This is a genomic window from Coleofasciculaceae cyanobacterium (assembly GCA_036703275.1).
GTDB lineage: Bacteria > Cyanobacteriota > Cyanobacteriia > Cyanobacteriales > Xenococcaceae > Waterburya.
In genome coordinates this window covers 73,420-93,554 of the sequence record DATNPK010000082.1, presented here as the reverse complement: position 1 = coordinate 93,554, position 20,135 = coordinate 73,420, and the positions used below count along the sequence as shown (strand labels likewise).

Annotated in this window: 18 protein-coding genes and 1 tRNA gene; 12 read left to right on the top strand and 7 right to left on the bottom strand. The window is 40.5% G+C overall.

The window, feature by feature from the left end:
* Positions 1–112 precede the first annotated feature (112 nt).
* The 3 genes from V6C71_15730 (at position 113) to proS (ending at position 2,688) form a co-directional block, all read left to right on the top strand.
* A complete protein-coding gene (locus V6C71_15730; protein HEY9769919.1) occupies positions 113–271 on the top strand; it encodes a hypothetical protein in 159 nt (52 codons plus the stop codon).
* 367 nt (positions 272–638) lie between these two features.
* A tRNA-Ser gene (locus tag V6C71_15725) sits at positions 639–723 on the top strand.
* A 162-nt stretch (positions 724–885) separates the two neighbouring features.
* Complete coding sequence (gene proS, locus V6C71_15720) at positions 886–2,688, top strand: proline--tRNA ligase (protein ID HEY9769918.1); 1,803 nt, start codon at positions 886–888, stop codon at positions 2,686–2,688.
* 54 nt (positions 2,689–2,742) lie between these two features.
* Here the strand turns inward: proS and V6C71_15715 are convergent, their stop codons facing one another.
* Positions 2,743–2,889, bottom strand: coding sequence for a hypothetical protein (locus V6C71_15715; protein HEY9769917.1), 147 nt, complete (start codon positions 2,887–2,889; stop codon positions 2,743–2,745).
* Between the two features lie 226 nt (positions 2,890–3,115).
* Here V6C71_15715 and V6C71_15710 point away from each other — a divergent pair, with 226 nt between their 5' ends.
* The 6 genes from V6C71_15710 to V6C71_15685 all read left to right on the top strand — a co-directional run bounded on the left by V6C71_15710 (position 3,116) and on the right by V6C71_15685 (position 9,815).
* Positions 3,116–3,493, top strand: coding sequence for a single-stranded DNA-binding protein (locus V6C71_15710; protein ID HEY9769916.1), 378 nt, complete (start codon positions 3,116–3,118; stop codon positions 3,491–3,493).
* Between the two features lie 40 nt (positions 3,494–3,533).
* Entirely contained in the window at positions 3,534–5,141 is a 1,608-nt protein-coding gene (locus V6C71_15705; GenBank protein HEY9769915.1) for a glycosyltransferase family 39 protein, read from the top strand.
* 117 nt (positions 5,142–5,258) lie between these two features.
* Positions 5,259–6,395: a glycosyltransferase gene (locus V6C71_15700; protein ID HEY9769914.1), complete on the top strand. Its 1,137-nt coding sequence runs from the start codon at positions 5,259–5,261 to the stop codon at positions 6,393–6,395.
* A gap of 207 nt (positions 6,396–6,602) precedes the next feature.
* A complete protein-coding gene (locus V6C71_15695; GenBank protein ID HEY9769913.1) occupies positions 6,603–7,223 on the top strand; it encodes a sugar transferase in 621 nt (206 codons plus the stop codon).
* Between the two features lie 503 nt (positions 7,224–7,726).
* Entirely contained in the window at positions 7,727–8,797 is a 1,071-nt protein-coding gene (gene gmd / locus V6C71_15690) for a GDP-mannose 4,6-dehydratase (protein HEY9769912.1), read from the top strand.
* Positions 8,798–8,876: 79 nt separating this feature from the next.
* A complete protein-coding gene (locus V6C71_15685; protein HEY9769911.1) occupies positions 8,877–9,815 on the top strand; it encodes a GDP-L-fucose synthase in 939 nt (312 codons plus the stop codon).
* A 95-nt stretch (positions 9,816–9,910) separates the two neighbouring features.
* Here the strand turns inward: V6C71_15685 and thiO are convergent, their stop codons facing one another.
* Together thiO and V6C71_15675 are read right to left on the bottom strand one after the other, a co-directional pair.
* Positions 9,911–11,896, bottom strand: a complete 1,986-nt coding sequence (gene thiO / locus V6C71_15680; protein HEY9769910.1) for a glycine oxidase ThiO — start codon at positions 11,894–11,896, stop codon at positions 9,911–9,913.
* 143 nt (positions 11,897–12,039) lie between these two features.
* Positions 12,040–12,174, bottom strand: coding sequence for a hypothetical protein (locus V6C71_15675; protein HEY9769909.1), 135 nt, complete (start codon positions 12,172–12,174; stop codon positions 12,040–12,042).
* Between the two features lie 233 nt (positions 12,175–12,407).
* Between V6C71_15675 and V6C71_15670 the strand changes: the two genes are divergently transcribed.
* Entirely contained in the window at positions 12,408–12,593 is a 186-nt protein-coding gene (locus V6C71_15670; GenBank protein HEY9769908.1) for a hypothetical protein, read from the top strand.
* 28 nt (positions 12,594–12,621) lie between these two features.
* Here the strand turns inward: V6C71_15670 and V6C71_15665 are convergent, their stop codons facing one another.
* Together V6C71_15665 and ppk1 are read right to left on the bottom strand one after the other, a co-directional pair.
* Positions 12,622–13,620, bottom strand: a complete 999-nt coding sequence (locus tag V6C71_15665) for a 2-hydroxyacid dehydrogenase (protein HEY9769907.1) — start codon at positions 13,618–13,620, stop codon at positions 12,622–12,624.
* Positions 13,621–13,628: 8 nt separating this feature from the next.
* Positions 13,629–15,788, bottom strand: a complete 2,160-nt coding sequence (gene ppk1 / locus V6C71_15660; GenBank protein HEY9769906.1) for a polyphosphate kinase 1 — start codon at positions 15,786–15,788, stop codon at positions 13,629–13,631.
* A gap of 294 nt (positions 15,789–16,082) precedes the next feature.
* On the opposite strand from ppk1, the gene recR reads away from it, so the two are divergent.
* Positions 16,083–16,676: a recombination mediator RecR gene (recR, locus tag V6C71_15655; GenBank protein HEY9769905.1), complete on the top strand. Its 594-nt coding sequence runs from the start codon at positions 16,083–16,085 to the stop codon at positions 16,674–16,676.
* 422 nt (positions 16,677–17,098) lie between these two features.
* Positions 17,099–17,785: a peroxiredoxin gene (locus V6C71_15650; protein HEY9769904.1), complete on the top strand. Its 687-nt coding sequence runs from the start codon at positions 17,099–17,101 to the stop codon at positions 17,783–17,785.
* 92 nt (positions 17,786–17,877) lie between these two features.
* Here V6C71_15650 and V6C71_15645 read toward each other — a convergent pair whose 3' ends face one another.
* Together V6C71_15645 and V6C71_15640 are read right to left on the bottom strand one after the other, a co-directional pair.
* Positions 17,878–19,089, bottom strand: a complete 1,212-nt coding sequence (locus V6C71_15645; protein ID HEY9769903.1) for a DUF3747 domain-containing protein — start codon at positions 19,087–19,089, stop codon at positions 17,878–17,880.
* Between the two features lie 175 nt (positions 19,090–19,264).
* Complete coding sequence (locus V6C71_15640; GenBank protein HEY9769902.1) at positions 19,265–19,987, bottom strand: 16S rRNA (uracil(1498)-N(3))-methyltransferase; 723 nt, start codon at positions 19,985–19,987, stop codon at positions 19,265–19,267.
* Positions 19,988–20,135 lie beyond the last annotated feature (148 nt).

The following is a 20,135-nucleotide window of genomic DNA, read 5'->3' as shown; positions in this document are numbered from 1 at the left end:
AAAATAGATTAATTTTATTAAGTTTTGAAAGATAAGTAGTTCTTCTTAGAGTGAAAATGCTAGCTTATATATTCAACCCATATAGCCTATTTTATAAAATAAAAAGTCCACCATGAACAATCGACGTCAAGAAGTCCTGAAAAATGCTCATCTCAGCCACCGCGAAAGTATGCGAAGAAGTTTGAACGTTCGCCTAGAAGCTGCCAGAGCTAATGGAAACAATAAGTTAGTTAAACAGCTAGAAGCAGAAGCTAAATATTTGCATCTCTAATCAACAATTTGTTTCAAACAACTAAAAATTATTACAAGACTGTAGTTTAAATTTGCTTTTTCCAAGCGTCTAGCAGTGCTAGACCCTTTTTAGTTAATAGTTAAAATTGTCAGTTATTTGTGACATCTATGTTAAGCTCTGCACAAATTTATTCAGACTTGTTAAATTTGCTTTGAACTAACTCACCTTAAGTTCACTACACTTGGCGAGGAATAATATGGTTGCGATCAATTTTGGCTTCGAGTCTGAAAATTGGTAAGTTCTAATGACTTGTTGTTATCTAACATTTAGTCTTCCTTAAACAAAATAGTACATTTAGACTCAACGAGTCACCCACATTCTCTGTTATTATAGGTAAGCCATTCTAGGAGAGGTGGCAGAGTGGTCGAACGCGCTCGACTTGAAATCGAGTTTTCCGAAAGGAAACGTGGGTTCGAATCCCACCCTCTCCGTACTTTCAGTTCTTATGTACGCCAAATGTACTCGGAGTACATAAAGATATTCTTCGGCAATGAACGCTGTTTGCTGGTTGAGTTATTAATTCAATAATATCGTTTAGCTATTCTGATGACTGATAAAATAAGAAGTCTGCAAGCTTACCGAAGGAATTAACCATGCGACTAAACGAGATGTTGTTTGTGACACTGCGAGAAACACCAGCCGAGGCAGAAATACCAAGCCATCAGTTATTACTCCGCGCAGGCTATATACGTCGTATTGGTAGCGGTATCTATGCTTATATGCCTTTGATGTGGCGAGTATTGCAAAAGGTTTCTCAGATTGTGCGGGAAGAGATGGATGCAACAGGGGCGCAGGAGTGTTTGTTACCTCAATTGCAGCCTGCGCAATTATGGCAAGAATCAGGGCGTTGGGATACCTATACCAAAGCAGAGGGAATTATGTTTTCTTTAAGCGATCGCGCAGACAGAGAATTAGGTTTAGGACCAACTCATGAAGAGGTAATTACTACCATTGCCCGTGAAACAATTCGTTCTTATCGTCAGCTACCTTTAAATTTATATCAGATTCAAACCAAGTTCCGTGATGAGATCCGCCCTCGTTTTGGTTTGATGCGGGGTAGAGAATTTATTATGAAGGATGCTTATTCTTTTCATGTTGATGAAGCAAGTTTAAAACAGACTTATCAAGCGATGGATCGGGCTTATCGTAATATTATGACTCGCTGCGGTCTAGAATTTCGCCCTGTGGATGCGGATTCTGGCGCAATCGGTGGTTCTGGGTCTCAGGAATTTATGATCCTCGCAGAAGCTGGAGAAGATGAGATTCTTTATACCGAAGATGGTAAGTATGCAGCCAACACCGAAAAAGCAGTATCTTTGCCTCCAGATGTGGAGAAATCGCCTTTTCGCAGCTATGAAAAGTTAGCTACCCCCAATACACAAACTATCGCTCTTTTAGCCGAAACACTCAACTGTTCCCCGACGATAATTGTCAAAAATGTTCTATACGAAGTCGTTTACGATAACGGGATGATTGTTTTAGTTTTGATTAATATTCGTGGCGATCGCGATATTAATGAAGTTAAGCTGACTAACGAACTTACTAAACTTGCACCTCAGTATAAAGCCAAAACAATTATCTCTTTAACTGTACCTGATGCCAGCGCGCAGCAGAAATGGGCCGCTAAATCTTTACCCCTGGGCTATATTGCACCCGATCTAAATAATAACTATATCAACGTCTCAAAAAACGTCGCCAACAGATTCCTGCGTTTAATCGATCAAACCGTTGTCGATCTCAAAAACTTTGTGACTGGGGCAAATGAAGTCGGCTATCATGTTGTCGGGGCAAACTGGGGTGATAACTTCACTCTACCTGAACTTAAGGTAGATATCCAAGAAGCTAAAGCTGGCGATCGCGCTATTCACGATCCTAGTCAAATTTTAGTGAGTGCGCGGGGTATTGAAGCAGGGCATATCTTCCAATTAGGGACAAAATACTCTGAGGCGATGGGGGCAAACTTTACTAACGAACAGGGTAAAACCGAACCTTTATTGATGGGTTGCTATGGTATCGGTGTCTCACGGTTAGCTCAGGCAGCAGTAGAACAATCCCATGATAAAAATGGTATTATTTGGCCTGTGGCGATCGCGCCCTATCATGTAGTAGTAATTGTTCCGAATATCTCTGATACCGAAAAAATGGCGGCGGGGGAAAAACTCTACGAAGAATTTAAACAGGCTGGAGTAGAAGTCTTGCTTGATGATCGTAAAGAAAGAGCAGGAGTCAAATTTAAAGATAGCGAACTAGTTGGCATACCCTATCGCGTGGTTACGGGGCGATCGCTGGCTGAAGGAAAAGTGGAAGTGGTCAAACGAGCTACTAAAGAATCTCAAGATCTACCAATGGGAGAAGTTGTGGCAACCGTGAAACAATGGATTGAGGAAAATATATAGTTAAGGTAGGGGCGAATCGTCACAATATTGATTTTGGTCGAGGTTGGGCATTTTTCATCCTCGCGGACAATCTCTGGGAAATAGGTAATAAGCTAATTTGGATTCGGCGATCGCCCAAATTACAGGTTTTTCAGTATGAGCCGAATATCTGGGAACGAACTCTATTATATTCTCTTCCTCGCTGACATGAAACAGCTTCATTACCCTTCGATCTCGTAACTTAAGAAAAAAATCCCACAATAATTTTATTGGTATTTGCCTAACTGCATAGGTTGAAAATCAGCTCTTTATTTCAAAAACCTGGTCTGCTGGCTAAGTAATCGGAAGCCTAGATCTAATGACTTCATTTAGTTTAGATATCGTTTGGTTATAATTTGCTAGACTAAAAAATTGTTATCTAGTTCCTTAGTACTATAAATATAAGCTCATGACTCTTAATGTTGTCAATTTAGTCGGTCGTGCTGGTGCTGCCCCAGAAGTAAAATACTTTGACTCTGGTTCAGTTTTGTGTAAATTGCCTTTAGCGGTAAATCGTCGCAGCCGTAATAGCGATCAGCCAGACTGGTTTAATTTAGAAATGTGGGGTAAAACTGCCGAAGTAGCGGGGAATTACGTCCAAAAAGGTAAATTAATTGGTATTCAAGGCTCATTAAAAATTGAAACTTGGACAGATAGAAACACTGGAGGACAGCGTTCTCGTCCTACAATCAAAGTCGATCGCCTGGAACTATTAGGTTCAAAAAGAGATAACGATCAAGACGCGGGTAGTGATTATTCTGATGCAGTGAGTGGCTACCCTGAATAATAAATAAACTAGTAAACACTAAAATTATCGGTTGGAACTGATGGGGAGATGGGGAGACATTAGCAAGCTATTAAATAGCGAGCGCCTATTTGTTTTTGGCTTGTTGGTTGCTGCGGTGGTTCTTTATACCTCTGGTATCGCAAATCTGCCCCTTAGAGACTGGGATGAAGGTATTGTGGCGGGAGTGGCGCGTAATATTTGGCGTGGTTCACCTGGTAGTCATACTTGGCTATATCCCACAATTAACTTTGGCGATCCTTATTGGAATAAGCCGCCACTAATTCACTGGCTAATCGCTCTTGCTTATCGGCTGTTTGGAATCAGTGAGTGGAGTACGCGAGTAGTTCCCGCTACCTTGTCAGCTTTGGCTGTTCCCTTGCTATATCTCATTGGTAGAGAAATTTTCCCCTCTTGCTCAACCGCCGTTTTTTCGGCTTTAGTTTATTTGACTTTGTTACCAGTAGCTCGTCATAGTCGCATAGCGATGCTCGATGGCGCGATCGCCTGTTGGTTTTGTTTAGCGGTGTGGTGTCTATTGCGAGGACGTAAACATCGACCCTGGCTGCTAGGAGCTGGCTTGGCTATTGGTTTGGTGTGTTTGACCAAGGGCATCATGATGGGAGTGTTGCTAGGGGCGATTAGCCTCATTTTTGTTGCTTGGGATAGCCCCAAGTTATTACAAAGCTTATATCTCTGGAGTGGTTTTATTTTCGGGGTCATTCCAGCGCTCGCCTGGTATGGGCTACAGTATTTACAATACGGTGCAGAATTTTTAGGGACTAGCTTAGGTACACAGACATTCAATCGCATCTGGGAGCCTGTAAGTAACGTTTCTAGCCCACCTTGGTATTATTTAATGGAAATTGCTAAATATAGCCTTCCTTGGCTCATATTTCTGCCTTATGGGTTTAAATTAGCATGGCAAAATCGTTACGTTAGTTGGGGCAAGTTAACCTTAGTTTGGACAAGTATCTATCTCCTGGCTATTTCTCTAATGGCAACTAAATTGCCCTGGTACGTGATTCCTATCTATCCTGGGTTATCTTTGCTGATTGGGGCTAGCTTGAGCAAGGCTTGGTCAAAAAACCAGGCTGACTACTTCCAAAAAGTGTCTTTAAGCCTAGTGGCGATCGCTTGCGGGATAGGAAGTGCTTACTATGGCTGGGTAAATACAGCACCAGAAACCGATTTAAGTTTAATTTTAATTGTGGTGACAGTTTGTTTTACTTTAGCATCGGCAATGGTGTGGTTAGGCGATCGCCATTTTATTTCGGTAATTATTACTGGCTTTTATCTGGCTTTACTATTGTTATTCAACTCTAATCACTGGCTATGGGAGTTAAATGAAGCTTTTCCAGTTAAACCCCTGGCTCAGATGCTCAAGCAGTATACTCCGCCTCAACAAAATATTTATACCGCTTATCATAATTTGCGTCCTTCCTTAGAATTTTATAGCGATCGCGTTGTGATTCCTGTCCCAGATGAACAGCTCAAACAATATTGGCAACAAGATGAAGCTATTTATCTTTTAGTCGATGACGCTGCTATTGACAGACTTAATCTCAAACCTCATCAAAAGGTAGGCAATAATTTAGCTAATCTAGCGTGGCAGCTAATTACGCAAGCCGATACCGCTTTGCCAAACTAGCCAGTGACCAACGATTAATATAGTCTTTTTTACGCCAACGAGGTAATTCCGTAAATAATGCCATTTAGTGTGTAATATGGTCATTATTTGAAATCACGACAAATCTATTAGGTAGCTGTGGATTTAAAATATGCTTTCGTGCATGAATGGTTAACTCCTAAAGCGACAGGGGGTTCAGAATTAGTGGTTAAAGAGATCTTGCAACATATTGATGTCGATCTCTACGCCTTGATCGATTTTGAATCGGTCAACCCCGAAAGCTATCTTTATCAAAGGAAGATCAAAACCACGTTTCTCCAAAAGTTTCCCCTAGCTCGTAATGGCGTACAAAAATATTTGCCTTTTTTGCCTCTGGCGATCGAACAATTAGATCTTAATCATTACGATATAATTTTGTCTTCCTCTCATGCCGTAGCCAAAGGAGTTTTAACCAATCCTCATCAACTACATATTTGTTATTGTCATACTCCAATGCGGTATGCTTGGGATTTGACCTTTGATTATTTAAAAAGCGATCGCCAAGGCAGAGGAATTCAGGGAATTATTGCCCGATATATCCTGCATCGTCTGCGGCAATGGGACGTTATTTCGGCTAACCGAGTTGACTATTTTATTGCTAATTCCCAACATACAGCCAAGCGTATTTGGCGTTGCTATCGTCGCCCAGCCAAAGTAATCTATCCTCCAGTCGATCTCAAACAATTTGATTTTCAGCCCGAGAAAGAAGATTTCTATCTGACAATTTCTCGATTAGTAAGTTATAAACAAATATGCTTAATTGTTAAAGCATTTAATCAACTAAAAAAACCTTTGGTAATTATTGGAGCAGGCTCACAATTAAAAGAAATACGTCAGCTAGCAGAGCCTCATGTTCAGGTTTTAGGTTGGCAACCGCATCATATAGTTAAACAATACATAACCAAAGCGAAAGCCTTTGTATACGCAGCTTGTGAAGACTTCGGTATTGCCTTGGTCGAAGCCCAAGCCTGTGGTACACCAGTAATCGCCTATGGCAAGGGAGGTGCTTTAGAAACAGTCAAAGATATTCGTCAATGTCCCAAAGACGGTACGGGTTTGTTTTTTGATGTTCAGCAACCAGAAGCTTTAATTAAAGCGGTGGAAAATTTTGAACAATTTCAATTTAAAATCGATCCAGAAAATTGTCGTTTACAAGCTAATAAATTTAGTCCGACCATTTTCAAGCAATCATATTTAAAATATGTTGAGGATTGTTACCAAAAATGGAAACAATAATTAAGAGTCTATATTTATCCCTGAGGCGAAAATTATCAATCGATCAGAGCTTTATAGATTTATGATTGAACAGTGTGGTGTGATGTGTGAAGGAGTAAGATGACTGCTAATAGCCAGCTTATTTCCGTCAAAGTTGTACAGGGATTAGTTAGAAAAAGTTTTCGATCTATATTCAATCCTAATCGGTTGAAATTATCCTTTTATATTTTGAACGGAAATTTTGTTAAACGTACATTTGATATAGTTTTTGCTTTATTTGTTCTGACTGTATTTTCTCCCGTATATTTGATTTTAATGATCTTGGTTGCCTTTAATTCTCAAGGGCCAATTTTTTATGTTCAACAAAGAATTGGCAAGGATCATCGTCCTTTTAACTGCATAAAATTTAGAACGATGGTCGATAATGCAGATGATGTTCTCAAAGCGATCGTGCAAGACTCAGACCAAATGCGTCAAGAGTTTCAGGATAGTTTTAAATTGAAGCAAGATCCTAGAATTACCAAAATTGGTCGATTTCTACGTTTAACCAGCCTCGATGAGTTTCCCCAATTTTGGAATGTATTGAAAGGAGAAATGAGTGTAGTTGGACCAAGACCTCTCGTACCTGAAGAATTACCAAAATATGGTCGCAAAATCAATACCGTGCTCAAAATTAAACCAGGAATTACTGGATTATGGCAGGTTTCGGGTAGAAACGATATTCCTTACCCTAAAAGAGTACAAATCGATGTTTACTATGCTACCAGTCACAATTGGGTACTAGATTTATGGATTGTTTACAAAACAATTGGTGTAATGCTTTTTCCACGCAACAATGGAGCTTACTAATTGCTAGCGCTACATTGAACTATGGGCTGTCTTGGTGTTACTAAGATCGATATTCTCGGTCATTTAGAATAAATACCAAACTGATTATTTTTAATCGTATTATCGTATTTAAGCTGAATTAAAGTTTGTAATTGATCTAATACTCCAAAAAATTTCTGCAAAAAAAAGATGGTGCGCTAATGTTGCTAATAAAATAGCAAATCAGTTGTCGCTTATGTTAGACCCAATCAACAATATTATATTTTCTTGGTAAATTAACTTGAAAAGCTAAATGATTATTAGCACTAATTATTTAGCTTAATTGCTCAAATAACATTTAATTTAATGATCTTAAATAATCTAGATACTTTACAGTACTAGGTTAATAAATTAGTGCAATTTTAGCAAAAACATTTGGTTGTTTTGTTTTTCAGTACTATTTCGGAATAGATTTTACTATCTGTGTATTATAGTGGGGAAAAAGACATAATATTTACAAAATAGCAAGTAGGTAAATTAGACAAATGAGTGAACGCAAAGTAGCTTTGATCACTGGCATTACTGGTCAAGACGGTTCATATTTGAGCGAGTTTTTATTGGATCAAGGTTATGAAGTTCACGGAATTATTCGTCGGACTTCTACCTTCAACACCGATCGCATCGATCATATATACATAGATCCTCATAGCCCAGAGGCCCAGCTATTTTTGCACTATGGCGATTTGACAGACGGCACTACCTTAAGACGTATTTTAGAAGAGGTCAAACCTACAGAAATATATAACTTGGGCGCACAGTCTCATGTTCGTGTTAGTTTTGACTCCCCTGAATACACCGTTGACTCCGTAGGAATGGGTACTTTACGTTTGTTGGAAGCGATCAGAGATTACCAGCATCGGACAGGAATTGAAGTTAGATTTTATCAAGCTGGATCTTCAGAAATGTTTGGTAAAGTTTTAGAAGTTCCTCAAAAAGAAACTACGCCTTTCTACCCTCGCAGTCCTTACTCTTGCGCCAAAGTTTATGCTCACTGGCAAACTATCAACTATCGCGAATCTTACGATCTTTTCGCCTGTAACGGCATTTTGTTTAACCATGAATCTCCTCGTCGTGGCGAAACTTTTGTGACTCGCAAAATTACCAGAGCCCTTGCTCGCATTGTAGAAGGTACACAAAAGAAACTATATTTGGGCAACCTAGACTCTAAAAGAGATTGGGGATACGCTAAAGATTACGTCAGAGCTATGTGGCTGATGCTGCAACAAGAACAGCCTGATGATTATGTAGTCGCTACGGGAGAAACTTACGAAATCAAAGAATTTCTTGATATTGCTTTTAGCTACGTCAACTTAAATTGGCATGATTATGTTGCTTTCGATCCTCGTTACTTACGTCCTGCTGAAGTAGATTTATTAATTGGCGATCCAACTAAAGCCAAGCAAAAACTGGGTTGGGAACCTTCTGTAACTTTTGAAGAGCTAGTCAAGCTGATGGTTAATGCTGATTTAATTAATCTTAATTTGCCTACTCCCGACGGTGGCCAACGTGAAGATAATACTTTAAACCGTCGTAATTTCGCCACAATCGTTGATTAGGTATTCAAGTATTCAGAGTAATTTGAGCCATTTAGCGACTTGACATCTAAAATATTTACAAATCCAATCTTAATGAGCAATGTTAAGTTTACAAGACAAAAATATCCTGGTTACTGGTGGTGCTGGTTTTCTGGGGAAGCAGGTAGTCGATCAGCTATTGTTAGCTGGAGCAAGCATAGACAGAATTAGTACACCGCGATCTCGCGAACTAGATCTTTGCCAATGGGAAAATTGCCAACAGGCGGTTAAAGAGCAAGATATTGTGATTCATTTGGCTGCCCACGTTGGGGGAATTGGCTTAAATCGAGAAAAGCCAGCGGAATTGTTTTATGACAATCTAATGATGGGTACTCAGCTTATTCATGCTGCCTACCAAGAAGGTGTAGCCAAATTTGTTTGCGTCGGTACTATTTGTGCTTATCCTAAGTTCACGCCCGTACCATTTAAAGAAGACGACTTATGGAATGGTTACCCTGAAGAAACTAATGCACCCTACGGTATTGCCAAAAAAGCTTTACTTGTGCAGTTAGAAGCTTATCGCCAACAGTATGACTTTGACGGGATTTATCTTTTGCCAGTTAACCTTTATGGTCCAGAAGATAATTTTGACCCTCGTAGTTCTCACGTAATTCCCGCTTTGATTCGTAAAGTGTATGAGGCACAGCAGCGGGGAGACAAACAGTTACCAGCATGGGGTGATGGTAGTCCGACTCGCGAATTTTTGTATTCTACTGATGCAGCAAGGGGTATCGTCATGGCGACTCAGAAATATAACGAACCTGCGCCAGTAAATTTAGGCACTAATCACGAAGTAAAAATAAAAGATCTAGTTGAAACTATTTGTGAGCTAATGGATTTTCAGGGGGAGATTGTTTGGCAAACCGATCAGCCCAATGGTCAACCTCGCCGTTGTTTAGATACCCAAAGAGCAAAAGAGAAGTTTGGCTTTGTCGCTGAAACCGAGTTTAAGCAAGGTCTAAAAAATACCATTCAATGGTATCGTCAAAATGCAGAATAAGCTTAGGTTTAACTAAAATCAACAGAATAGTTATTGAGAGTAGAGGAATAGCATTTTCAACCTCTGCTCTTTTTTAATGCCGTTGACACATGAGACTAATTAATTGTACCAGTCAGAGGAGAACTAGCAGTAGCATACTGTTTAACCGGAATTCTTCCCGATAGATAAGCCAGCCTTCCTGCTTCGGTTGCCAAACCCATTGCTCGTCCCATTGCTACAGGGTTTTTCGCCAGTGCGATCGCACTATTAACCAACAAGGCATCAGCTCCCATTTCCATTGCCAAGGCTGCCTCGCTAGGCGTACCAATACCCGCATCTACCACCACTGGTACATTCGCCTCTTCGATGATAATCGCGATATTCGCTGCATTATTAATTCCTTGCCCTGAACCAATGGGTGAACCTAAAGGCATTACCGTAGAGCAGCCTACTTCTTCAAGCCGTTTAGCCAATAAAGGATCGGCATTGATATAGGGTAAAACTGCAAAACCTTCTTTGACTAACTGTTCGGCTGCCTGTAGCGTACCTATCGGATCGGGCAAAAGATACTTAGCATCGGGAATAACCTCTAGCTTAATAAAGTTATTGTCTTCCTGCCCCAAAAGCTTGGCCATTTCTCTGCCCAAACGAGCAACCCTAACGGCTTCTTCGGCAGTTTTACACCCTGCGGTGTTGGGTAACATCCAAATTTTACGCCAGTCGATCGCCTCAGCTAATCCTTCATGTCCTGGGGCTTTGGTTTGGACTCTTCTTACCGCTACGGTAATAATTTCGCACCCGCTAGCCGCCACGCTCTGCTGCATTGCCTGCATACTAGGATATTTACCCGTGCCAGTCATCAGTCGGGAATTAAAAGTACGTCCTGCGATAGTTAGTTGGCGATCGTCTTCGATAATTATTTGATCGTCTAGTAAAGACGTAGTGCCAGGGGATAAGGGAGGCTGGGGATTTGATTCTATTTGAAGCGATAATTTAGAGTTGCTTAGAGTCATATTTGCTGATTGATAAAAACGTCGATCGCTAAATTTAGCCAATAGAGGGTCAGACTTTTGTTTCAGGATTAAGTCGGCGATTAAAGATGCAGTGATTGGTGCCAGCAGAATTCCATTGCGATAATGACCTGTAGCTAAAAACAGATTATCACAGGAACTACGTCCGATAATCGGCAGTTCATCAGGCGTACCTGGACGAAAACCCCACCAAAATTCTTCAATTTGCCAATCGACTGCGGCGGGATAAAGTTCGGTGGTTTTATCTAACAAGCTTTGAATCCCTTTGGGGGTATTAAAAGGAGTCCAGTCAACTTCTTCTACTGTTGCTCCGACGATCAGTCTGCCATCTTGTCGGGGAACGAGATAAACACCATTGCCGTATAAAATACGCTGGAGAGGGAAAGGTTGATGTAGCTTTTGTGGCATCCTGAGCGAGAGCATTTGTCCTTTTACAGGGCGCACAGGCAAAGGTAAAAGTTGACTCGACCATGAACCAGCCGCTAAAACATATTGCTCGGCGTTTATCTGTCCAAGATTAGTGAGAACTGCCTCGACTCTGCCTTGCTGTTGTTGAATCGCCTTGACGCTGACTCCTTCATGGATCTCGATACCTAAGGTTTGAGCAGCTTGCAGTAGCGATCGCATTAAACAACGATTATCTACCTGTCCATCTTCAGGATACCACCAGCCACCAATTACGCGATCGCTCAATCCTGGCTGATATAGTTGAATTGCCTGTCGATCTAACCAAATACTATTGTGGCGATCGTCGGCTGTAGATTCAGGTTGATCGTAAACTGGCGCGAGGATACCACAGGGCAAATAGCCAGTTTCTAACCCAGTTAATTCTTCTAGCTTGCGCGTCCATTCAGGATACAGCCAACGGGATCTCAAACACAAATCTAGCATGGCCGCCGAGGTAAGCTTTTCTGCCATTGGTGCTAACATCCCTGCTGCGGCGTGGGATGCTGCCTGAGAAAAGTCTTGGCTGACTACGGTTACTTTTGCTCCCTGACGTTTTAATTCAATAGCGATCGCTAAACCAACAACGCCACCGCCAATAATTAGAATATCTCTTGTTGCTTTCATATGACTAAACCATCATCCCCCTTACTCTAACGTGAAAAGAATCTTGTTGAAAAAATCTTAATTTATAGTAAGCCAAGCATAAATTAGGAAATTAACTGTTAGAGGGGAATAGCCAAGCAACTTTAAGTTAAAAATAGTTTAGCTCAATCGGCTGGATACTCCAATTTAATCCCTTCAAAATTCTTGCCTTCTGATATTTTTTGACAGGCAAACAATAGCACCACCAATAAGACAGCCGTAAACAAATGATTAATCAATGAAAGTAACTTACTAGACACAATTTTTATCCTCCTTAAACACCATATATTTTTATGGTGAGACAACTCAGTAATAATTATCTCCAAGTTATTACAGGTACTAAATTGGCACACAAAAGCTAAAATCGTTCAAAAGCTTGATTTATATAGAATACGACGCAAATTTTACATTCCTTAATTAATTTTTATAACTAAAGATAGGTAATTTTAAGCGCGATTTTAATTAGTTTAAATAAAAATCATCGAGATTTAAAATGAATAATATTTGGTATAAAACAATACTTTTTGGCTTATTATTAATGTTGATTTTAGCTCCCTTTGCTGGATTTGCACCTCTACTCTTGGTGCTTTTAATTGCAGGAGTAGTTTGGTTTTTTAGCTCTATATTAAAAGTATTAATTTTTGGCGAAACTGAACCAAAAAGCGATCGCTCTAGTTAAAAAGCTGTTAAATCAAATGACTAACTGACTAACTAAAATTACTCAATTGATTCGGACAAGGTTGATTATTAGCGATCGCCGTAATATTAGCTAAAGTCGTCTCGGCAATGTTATTTAGGGCATCGACGGTAAAGAAAGCTTGATGTCCTGTAATAATTACGTTAGGAAAAGTAAGTAATCTTTCAAAGACATCATCTTGAATTATTTCACCTGATAAATCTTCAAAAAACATCTTTTCTTCTTGTTCGTAGACATCCAAGGCTAAATGTCCAATTTGCTTAGATTTCAAACCTTTGATGACTGCTTTAGTATCTACCAAACCGCCTCGGCTAGTGTTAACTAGCATTACTCCAGGTTTGACCAAATTGACTGCCTCGTCATCGATTAAATGATAAGTATCCTCGGTTAAAGGGCAATGCAGGCTAATAATATCAGATTGTGCTAACAGCTCCTTCAACGCCACGTACTCGCCATATTGTTCCGCAAACTCTTGATGAGGATTTAAATCATAAGCCAGTATGCGACAGCCAAAACCATGAAGTATTTGACCTGTAATCCGACCAATTTTACCTGTGCCGACAATGCCCACGGTACGACCATGAAGATTGAATCCCAGCAGTCCGTTTAAAGCAAAGTTCCCTTCACGGACACGATAGTATGCCCGATGAATCTTACGATTGAGAGTCAAAATCAAAGCGATCGCGTGTTCGGCCACGGCATGGGGAGAATAGGCAGGAACTCTAACTACCGTAATTTCTAATTCACGAGCAGCATCAAGATCGACGTTATTATATCCTGCACACCGCAGCGCAATTAGCTTGATTCCCTGTTGACTCAGAATCTCCATAATCTTACGCTCCAGGCGATCGTTAACAAACACGCAGACTGCTTCAAATCCAGCGGCCAAGGTTACAGTTTGCCCGTCTAAACTAGGACTAAAAAACTGTAATTCGTGATTGTGTTTTTGATTAACCTGAGCTAAAAATTGGCGATCGTAAGGCTTGGTACTAAATACGGCAACTTTCATAAATTAACTTAATTCGACGAGAATCCTGTAGATTGTAGTGCCATCTCCATAAAAATATCGTGAGAGCTGTTGGCTTCTTCGTCTTTTTTGGGCTTTCTTTGGATAAACGTCCCGTCAGACTGCAATTCCCAGGCTTTACGGTTGTCGGCTAACATTACCCCCAAAATTTCCTGTAGATCGCTAAAGATTTCGCCAGACTCAATCGGAGTAACTGCTTCCACCCGTCGGCTCAAATTACGAGTCATCCAGTCTGCACTACCGATATAAATTTCTTCTTCCCCAGCATTATGAAAGTAGAAAATACGAGAATGCTCCAAGAAACGACCAATAATACTAATCACGCGAATTTTATCGCTAATTTTGGGTAATCCTGGTCTTAGACAGCAAATTCCTCTAATAATTAAGTCTATTTCAACTCCTGTTTGTGAAGCCTGATAAAGAGCTTGAATCAGCTGTTGATCGACTAAAGAGTTCATTTTGGCCACGATACGTCCCGTTTTTCCTTGACGACAATTTTCCGCCTCACGGTCGATCATTTCGATCATGCGATCGCGCAAGCTAACTGGAGCAACTAGCAATTTGCGATATGACTTTTGTCGTGAATAACCAGTCAAATAATTAAACAGATCTGTCAAATCTGCTCCCAACTCTTCTCGACAGCTCAATAAACCTAAATCCGTATATATTTTTGCTGTCTTGGGATTATAGTTACCTGTGCCGATATGAACATAACGGCGGATTTTTTCTTTTTCTTGACGTACAACTAAAGTGATCTTGGTATGGGTTTTTAGTCCCGTAACGCCATAAACCACATGAACCCCAGATTTTTCTAACTTTTTCGCCCAAAGAATATTATTTTCTTCATCGAAACGAGCCTTAAGTTCGACTAATGCTACTACTTGCTTATTATTTTCTGCCGCTGCAATTAAAGCTTTGACGATAGGAGAGTCTCCAGAGGTACGATACAAAGTCATTTTAATCGCTAGGACATTAGGATCGTGAGCTGCTTCAGTTACAAAACGCAAAACAGTACTGCTAAAAGAATGATAAGGATGATGAACTAAAATATCTCCATGACGAATTACGTTAAAAAAGTTTTCTCCTTCTCCGTTAGAATCACCTTCGTTTTCCTTTAGCCAATTAAGACGGGGAGGCAATACCGCATTCCAAGGTTTATCTTTAAGTTCAGGTAGGGGTAAGGACAAAAAAGACATTAAATCTCCCATGCCTAGCAAGCCATCAATATCATAAACGTCGCACTCTTCCAAAAACAATTCGCTAATGATGGTCGAGCGAAGTTCAGAGGGAATCGAAGCTTCAATTTCGAGTCTTACCGAAGAGCCGCCAATGCGGCGTTTTTGTAGCTCCTTTTCGATCGCTAACAATAAATCATCCGCCTCGTCTTCTTCTACCGACAGATCGGCATTGCGAGTTACCCGAAAAGCATAGGACTCTAAAATAGTCATCCCTGGAAACAGATACTCCAAATTATGGGTCACAATCTGTTCCATCGGCACACCAGTCCAAACCCCCGATTTATTTCGATATTTTTGTCTTAATTTTTCTGGGAAGGCAATAAAGCGGGGTAATACATTGGGGATCTTGACCCTAGCAAATAATTCATGATCGATAGCGGGATCTTTCAACACCACAGCAAGATTTAGGCTGAGATTAGAAATATAGGGAAATGGATGTGATGGATCTACCGCCAAAGGAGTTAAAACTGGAAAGATATAATCCTCGAAATAATTATTGATGTAGGTTGTTTGTTCTTGGTTGAGATCGACATAATTGAGTAGATGAATCCCTGATTTGTTTAGTTCTTTTTTTAGTACCTTTTCAAAATGCTGATGCTGTTCTGTAATCATTGGAGCCAAAGTTTCCGAGATCGCTTCTAGCTGCTGTAGCGCAGTGCGACCATCTGCCGATAGCTTGCTAACCCCTGCTGCAACCTGCTTTTTTAATGCTGCAACCCTAACCATAAAAAATTCATCTAGGTTAGAGCTAAAAATCGCCATAAACTTGAGACGCTCTAGCAAAGGTGTTCTAGCATCTAGTGCTTCTGCCAAAACCCGCCGATTGAATTCCAACCAGCTTAGTTCTCGATTAAAATAATACTTCGGTTCGTTGAGATCGACCGTATTATCAACGGATTTTGTACTAGTCATTTAATTGTTCAGTTGCTTAAAGGGTATGCTCGCGAATTTTAATATTTTACATAAATATTATTTTAAGAATCTTACATCGTATTGATATGGTCTTCTCATCTATCTATAGTAATAACTGCTTAATAAGAATTAATTAAGAAATACGCTCCTTCCCTGTTTTTAAATTAAGCAGTTGAATTTGTGGTTTTGGCAACTAGCCATAAGCTGTTAACAAATAACCAGTAATAATCAGTGACGGAAAAAGATTTGATATAATTATCTTTCCTAAACCCAGAATATTGAGAGAAGCAAGCCATTTATACGCCTCCTTTAGCTCGTTTAATCGAGCAGCTACAGCTTTTACCAGGAGTAGGTCCCAAAACCGCCCAAAGATTAGCCCTCCACCTGCTCAAACGCCCAGAGAAAGAGGTTCAGGCATTAGCTCAAGCTTTAGTGGCAGCCAAACAACAGGTTGGTCTGTGTAAGATTTGTTTTCATCTTTCCGCCGAACCCGTATGTTCGATCTGTAGTAATCAAAATCGCGATCGCTCTACTGTCTGTGTAGTAGCCGATTCCCGCGACACGATCGCTTTAGAAAAAACCAGAGAATATCGCGGTTTATATCATGTCTTGGGTGGAGTTATTTCGCCTATGGACGGAATTGGCCCGGAACAACTTAATATTGAAGCTCTAGTTCGCCGTGTAACCAAAGAGCCAATTAAAGAAGTTATTTTGGCGATTAGCCCCAGCGTTGAAGGAGAAACGACTACGCTGTATATTAACGGACTACTCAGACCTTTTACCAAAGTAACTCGGATCGCCTTTGGTTTACCAATGGGAGGAGATTTAGAATACGCTGATGAAGTAACTCTTGCCAGGGCTTTGGAAGGCAGACGGGAATTGGATTAAGTAGTAAGTAGTAAGTAGTAAGTAGTAAGTAGTAAGTAAGGTTAATCTGCTTCGTTGTTCTTTTTACTGCGCTTTTCAACAGCACGGTTGGATATGCGCCCGCAGGTGGCGCATCCCCCGCGCTCAAATTAGTAGACCACAATAATAAAATTTAAAAGAGCTAAAAGTGAGACAGTTTGCTCAATGGGGCGGCGGCTTGCACCGCTTAGTTTACGGCAACCCCAGGCGACAGCCCCTCCCCAAGATCGCAATGCTTCACTATGAACTAACTAATTGAAAACGTAGTCTATTCAACTAAAAACGGCTGTAAATTAAACCAAATGGAAGAGTAGATTGATTTGTTGTGTTAACTGTTGATTAATAACTCGTTCCCGTTATGACCATGATATATTGATTAAGATTCGTAAAATTTATATAAAATTGTGAATAATACCCTGTCCGAAGAGGATACGGCTGGCGTTCACTTTGTAAACCGACGTTGTTTGGTAATTAAAGAAATCAAAACTATGACTATAGAAGGATGTTTGAGAGTAGGGCAAGAAGCCCCCGAATTTACAGCTACCGCTGTTTTTGACCAAGAATTTAAAACTGTTAAGTTATCTGACTATCGCGGTCAGTATGTTATTTTGTTTTTCTATCCTTTGGATTTTACTTTCGTTTGTCCAACCGAAATTATTGCCTTTAGCGATCGCCATGAAGACTTTAAGTCTCTTAACACCGAAATTTTGGGCGTATCGGTAGACAGTGAATTTTCTCACCTAGCCTGGATGCAAACCGAGCGCAAAGAAGGTGGTATTGGTGACATTGCCTATCCTTTGGTTTCTGACATTAAAAAAGAAATTAGTAATGCTTACAATGTTCTCGATCCTGAAGCAGGAGTGGCATTACGAGGCTTATTTATTATCGATCAAGAAGGGGTAATCCAACACGCAACTATCAATAACCTTTCATTTGGTCGCAGCGTAGATGAAACTTTGCGTACTCTTAAAGCGATTCAGCACGTACAGGCTAATCCTGACGAAGTTTGTCCTGCGGGATGGCAAGAGGGAGATCAAACTATGAACCCAGATCCAGTTAAATCTAAAGTTTACTTCTCGTCCGTCAGTTGAAAAATTTAAAACTTACTTAATCATGAAATAGACAGAGGGGTGTTGCACCCCTCTTTTTTTAGATGACGATTAACAGTGAGCCATTAGCTAAATTATGGACTAACCTTTTTATTGCCACCCGTAATACAATCTTGCGTTCTAAGAGTTGCTGCTGCTGCATAGTCCCTTTGAGCAGGAGTATCAGGGTTAAAAGCATCTCCTATTTCTTGATAAGGTGAAGCCACACCACAGTACGCGGACATAGCTTGAATAGTTTCAGCACCCCAATGATTAGAAATATCCGAGAAATTGGTAGGTTCTTGGCTAGTTACTAGTTGAGCTGATTCGCCCTGTTTCATTTTGGCGAATTTAGCAGCATTTTGCAGTACGGCAATCAACTCGGCTCTGGTAACGGGAGTATCGGGTTTGAACGAACCATCGGGATAGCCTTTGACAATTTCGCTTTCTTTTGCCCACTGAATTTTAGACGCACTCCAGCGAGAGGAATTGACATCGGGATAGGGTTGAGTTGGCACTGAGGTAGCAGGTTCTAGATTTAAGCTGTCAACAGTCTCCAATGCGCCATAAACCATTGAAACTAACTGTTCTCTGGTCAATGACTCCGTGGGACGGAAAGTTTGGTCTTTAAAACCAGCAATAAAACCAAGTGCTACGGCTTGTTCGATCTCGTCTTGATAAATATCGTTAGAAATGTCGCTAAAGTTAGAACCTGAGCTAGCAGTAGAGGTATCTGAAACGGGAGCATTTCCCGCAGCAGCGATCGCGGTTGAGTCTCCGCTAAAGAAGTAGTGACCTAACACCTTACCTTCGTAAGCTTTTTTGCTAAATTCCCAACCTGGATTGAGATTAATTTTCAGATATTGCCCATCTGCGGCTTTTCCGTTAGTTTGACCGACAACGAGGTCAGGACCATTTTGATAATTGGTGGCGACTAACTGAAGTTCATTTCCTTTAGGAACAACATCAAGCCGGTAATTTTGGCTAGTATCTTGTCCATCAAGACGCACAGAATAACCATTGCTATCAGTAGAACGGCGACAGCTACTTGTGAAATCGAAGGTCGTCCACAGAGGATCTACAATAGTAGGCTCAGAACCAGTTGTACTCCAACACTGCTGTTTACCTGGGATTTGTTCCATTACCGTCAAATTATAAAGTCTCCCGGCAGGGATAGCTACAGCAATCACCTGTTCTTCAGGAACGGGTTCTTCAGTATACTGAGCTAAAGCAGGAAATAATGGAGTTGTCAAAGCGATCGCACCTGTAAAAATTGCTGCTAACTTCAACTTTTTAGATAATTTCATAGTATCTCTTGTGTGCTGTATCGATATGATTAAAGCTCAAATTTCCGATTTCGTCCTCTTTAAGCGGAAATTTATGGGCATTGAATTAAAAAACTGTTAAATTTTCTTGAGTTTGAGGACCAAAATCTGAGTTAATTACGTTCTTAAATGACTAAAAATGACAAATTAATGTTCCTTAATTTGGTAAGGAGCTGTTCCCTATTGCTACAACTAATGAGCTAACAACAATCGGAGCGGTGATGGCGCGAAGAATACGATTTCCCAGAGAAACGGGTTGAAAACCCAGGGCGATCGCTTTTTCTAGCTCTGTCTCTGTCCAGCCCCCCTCGCAACCTGTCGCAATGATTATTTCTGGCTGAGTGCCATTTTGCTGCAATGAACTCCAGAGAGTCGGAATATTTCCCCGCGCCACGCAAATGTATTTAGCCTGGTTGGATTTAGTTTGCTGAATCGCCAAACTAAATTTAACTGGTTCAAAAATCGTGGGAACAACCTGCCTTTCCGACTGTTCCGCTGCTTCTACTGCAATTTTGCGCCAGCGTTGGACTTTATTTGGACTAGGTTTAAGGATAGTGCGATCGCTCATTACGGGCAGGAAATTACTGACTCCTAATTCTGTGCAGCAGCGTATTATCTGTTCGTAACCGTTTCCTTTTGGCAAAGCTGTCAGCAGGCTAAGAGATATAGGCAATTCTGTGTCGATCTCGACTGATTCAATAATCTGTGCCGACTGCTCCACAATTTCGGCTAACCAAGAATTACCTGCGCCATCCATCGCCACAAAGCGATCGCCATTATTTAACCGTAATACCCGCAATAAATAGTGCTGTTGCTGAGTATCTAGAGCTATTTGTTGCTGCCGTATTTGTTGTGACCTAACTACTAAACGATAAACCAATTAGCTTTGTTGATTAATTGTTGAGCGCGGTATGCGTTTGAATATTATCAAAGGCTATTGAAGAATCAATATAATCATGAACAAAAGTATAAACTATTTGACAATAAATCCGTCTAACGCCTAACTAATAACTCTACTGTCTGATAAA

Excerpts from the sequence above, each read along its gene's own strand:
- gmd (HEY9769912.1), top strand. The coding sequence starts at position 7,727 with ATGAGTGAACGCAAAGTAGCTTTGATCACTGGCATTACTGGTCAAGAC.
- V6C71_15670 (HEY9769908.1), top strand. The coding sequence starts at position 12,408 with ATGAATAATATTTGGTATAAAACAATACTTTTTGGCTTATTATTAATG.
- V6C71_15665 (HEY9769907.1), bottom strand. The coding sequence starts at position 13,620 with ATGAAAGTTGCCGTATTTAGTACCAAGCCTTACGATCGCCAATTTTTA.
- V6C71_15710 (HEY9769916.1), top strand. The coding sequence starts at position 3,116 with ATGACTCTTAATGTTGTCAATTTAGTCGGTCGTGCTGGTGCTGCCCCA.
- V6C71_15645 (HEY9769903.1), bottom strand. The coding sequence starts at position 19,089 with ATGAAATTATCTAAAAAGTTGAAGTTAGCAGCAATTTTTACAGGTGCG.
- ppk1 (HEY9769906.1), bottom strand. The coding sequence starts at position 15,788 with ATGACTAGTACAAAATCCGTTGATAATACGGTCGATCTCAACGAACCG.
- thiO (HEY9769910.1), bottom strand. The coding sequence starts at position 11,896 with ATGAAAGCAACAAGAGATATTCTAATTATTGGCGGTGGCGTTGTTGGT.
- proS (HEY9769918.1), top strand. The coding sequence starts at position 886 with ATGCGACTAAACGAGATGTTGTTTGTGACACTGCGAGAAACACCAGCC.
- V6C71_15705 (HEY9769915.1), top strand. The coding sequence starts at position 3,534 with ATGGGGAGATGGGGAGACATTAGCAAGCTATTAAATAGCGAGCGCCTA.
- V6C71_15730 (HEY9769919.1), top strand. The coding sequence starts at position 113 with ATGAACAATCGACGTCAAGAAGTCCTGAAAAATGCTCATCTCAGCCAC.
- V6C71_15685 (HEY9769911.1), top strand. The coding sequence starts at position 8,877 with ATGTTAAGTTTACAAGACAAAAATATCCTGGTTACTGGTGGTGCTGGT.
- V6C71_15715 (HEY9769917.1), bottom strand. The coding sequence starts at position 2,889 with ATGAAGCTGTTTCATGTCAGCGAGGAAGAGAATATAATAGAGTTCGTT.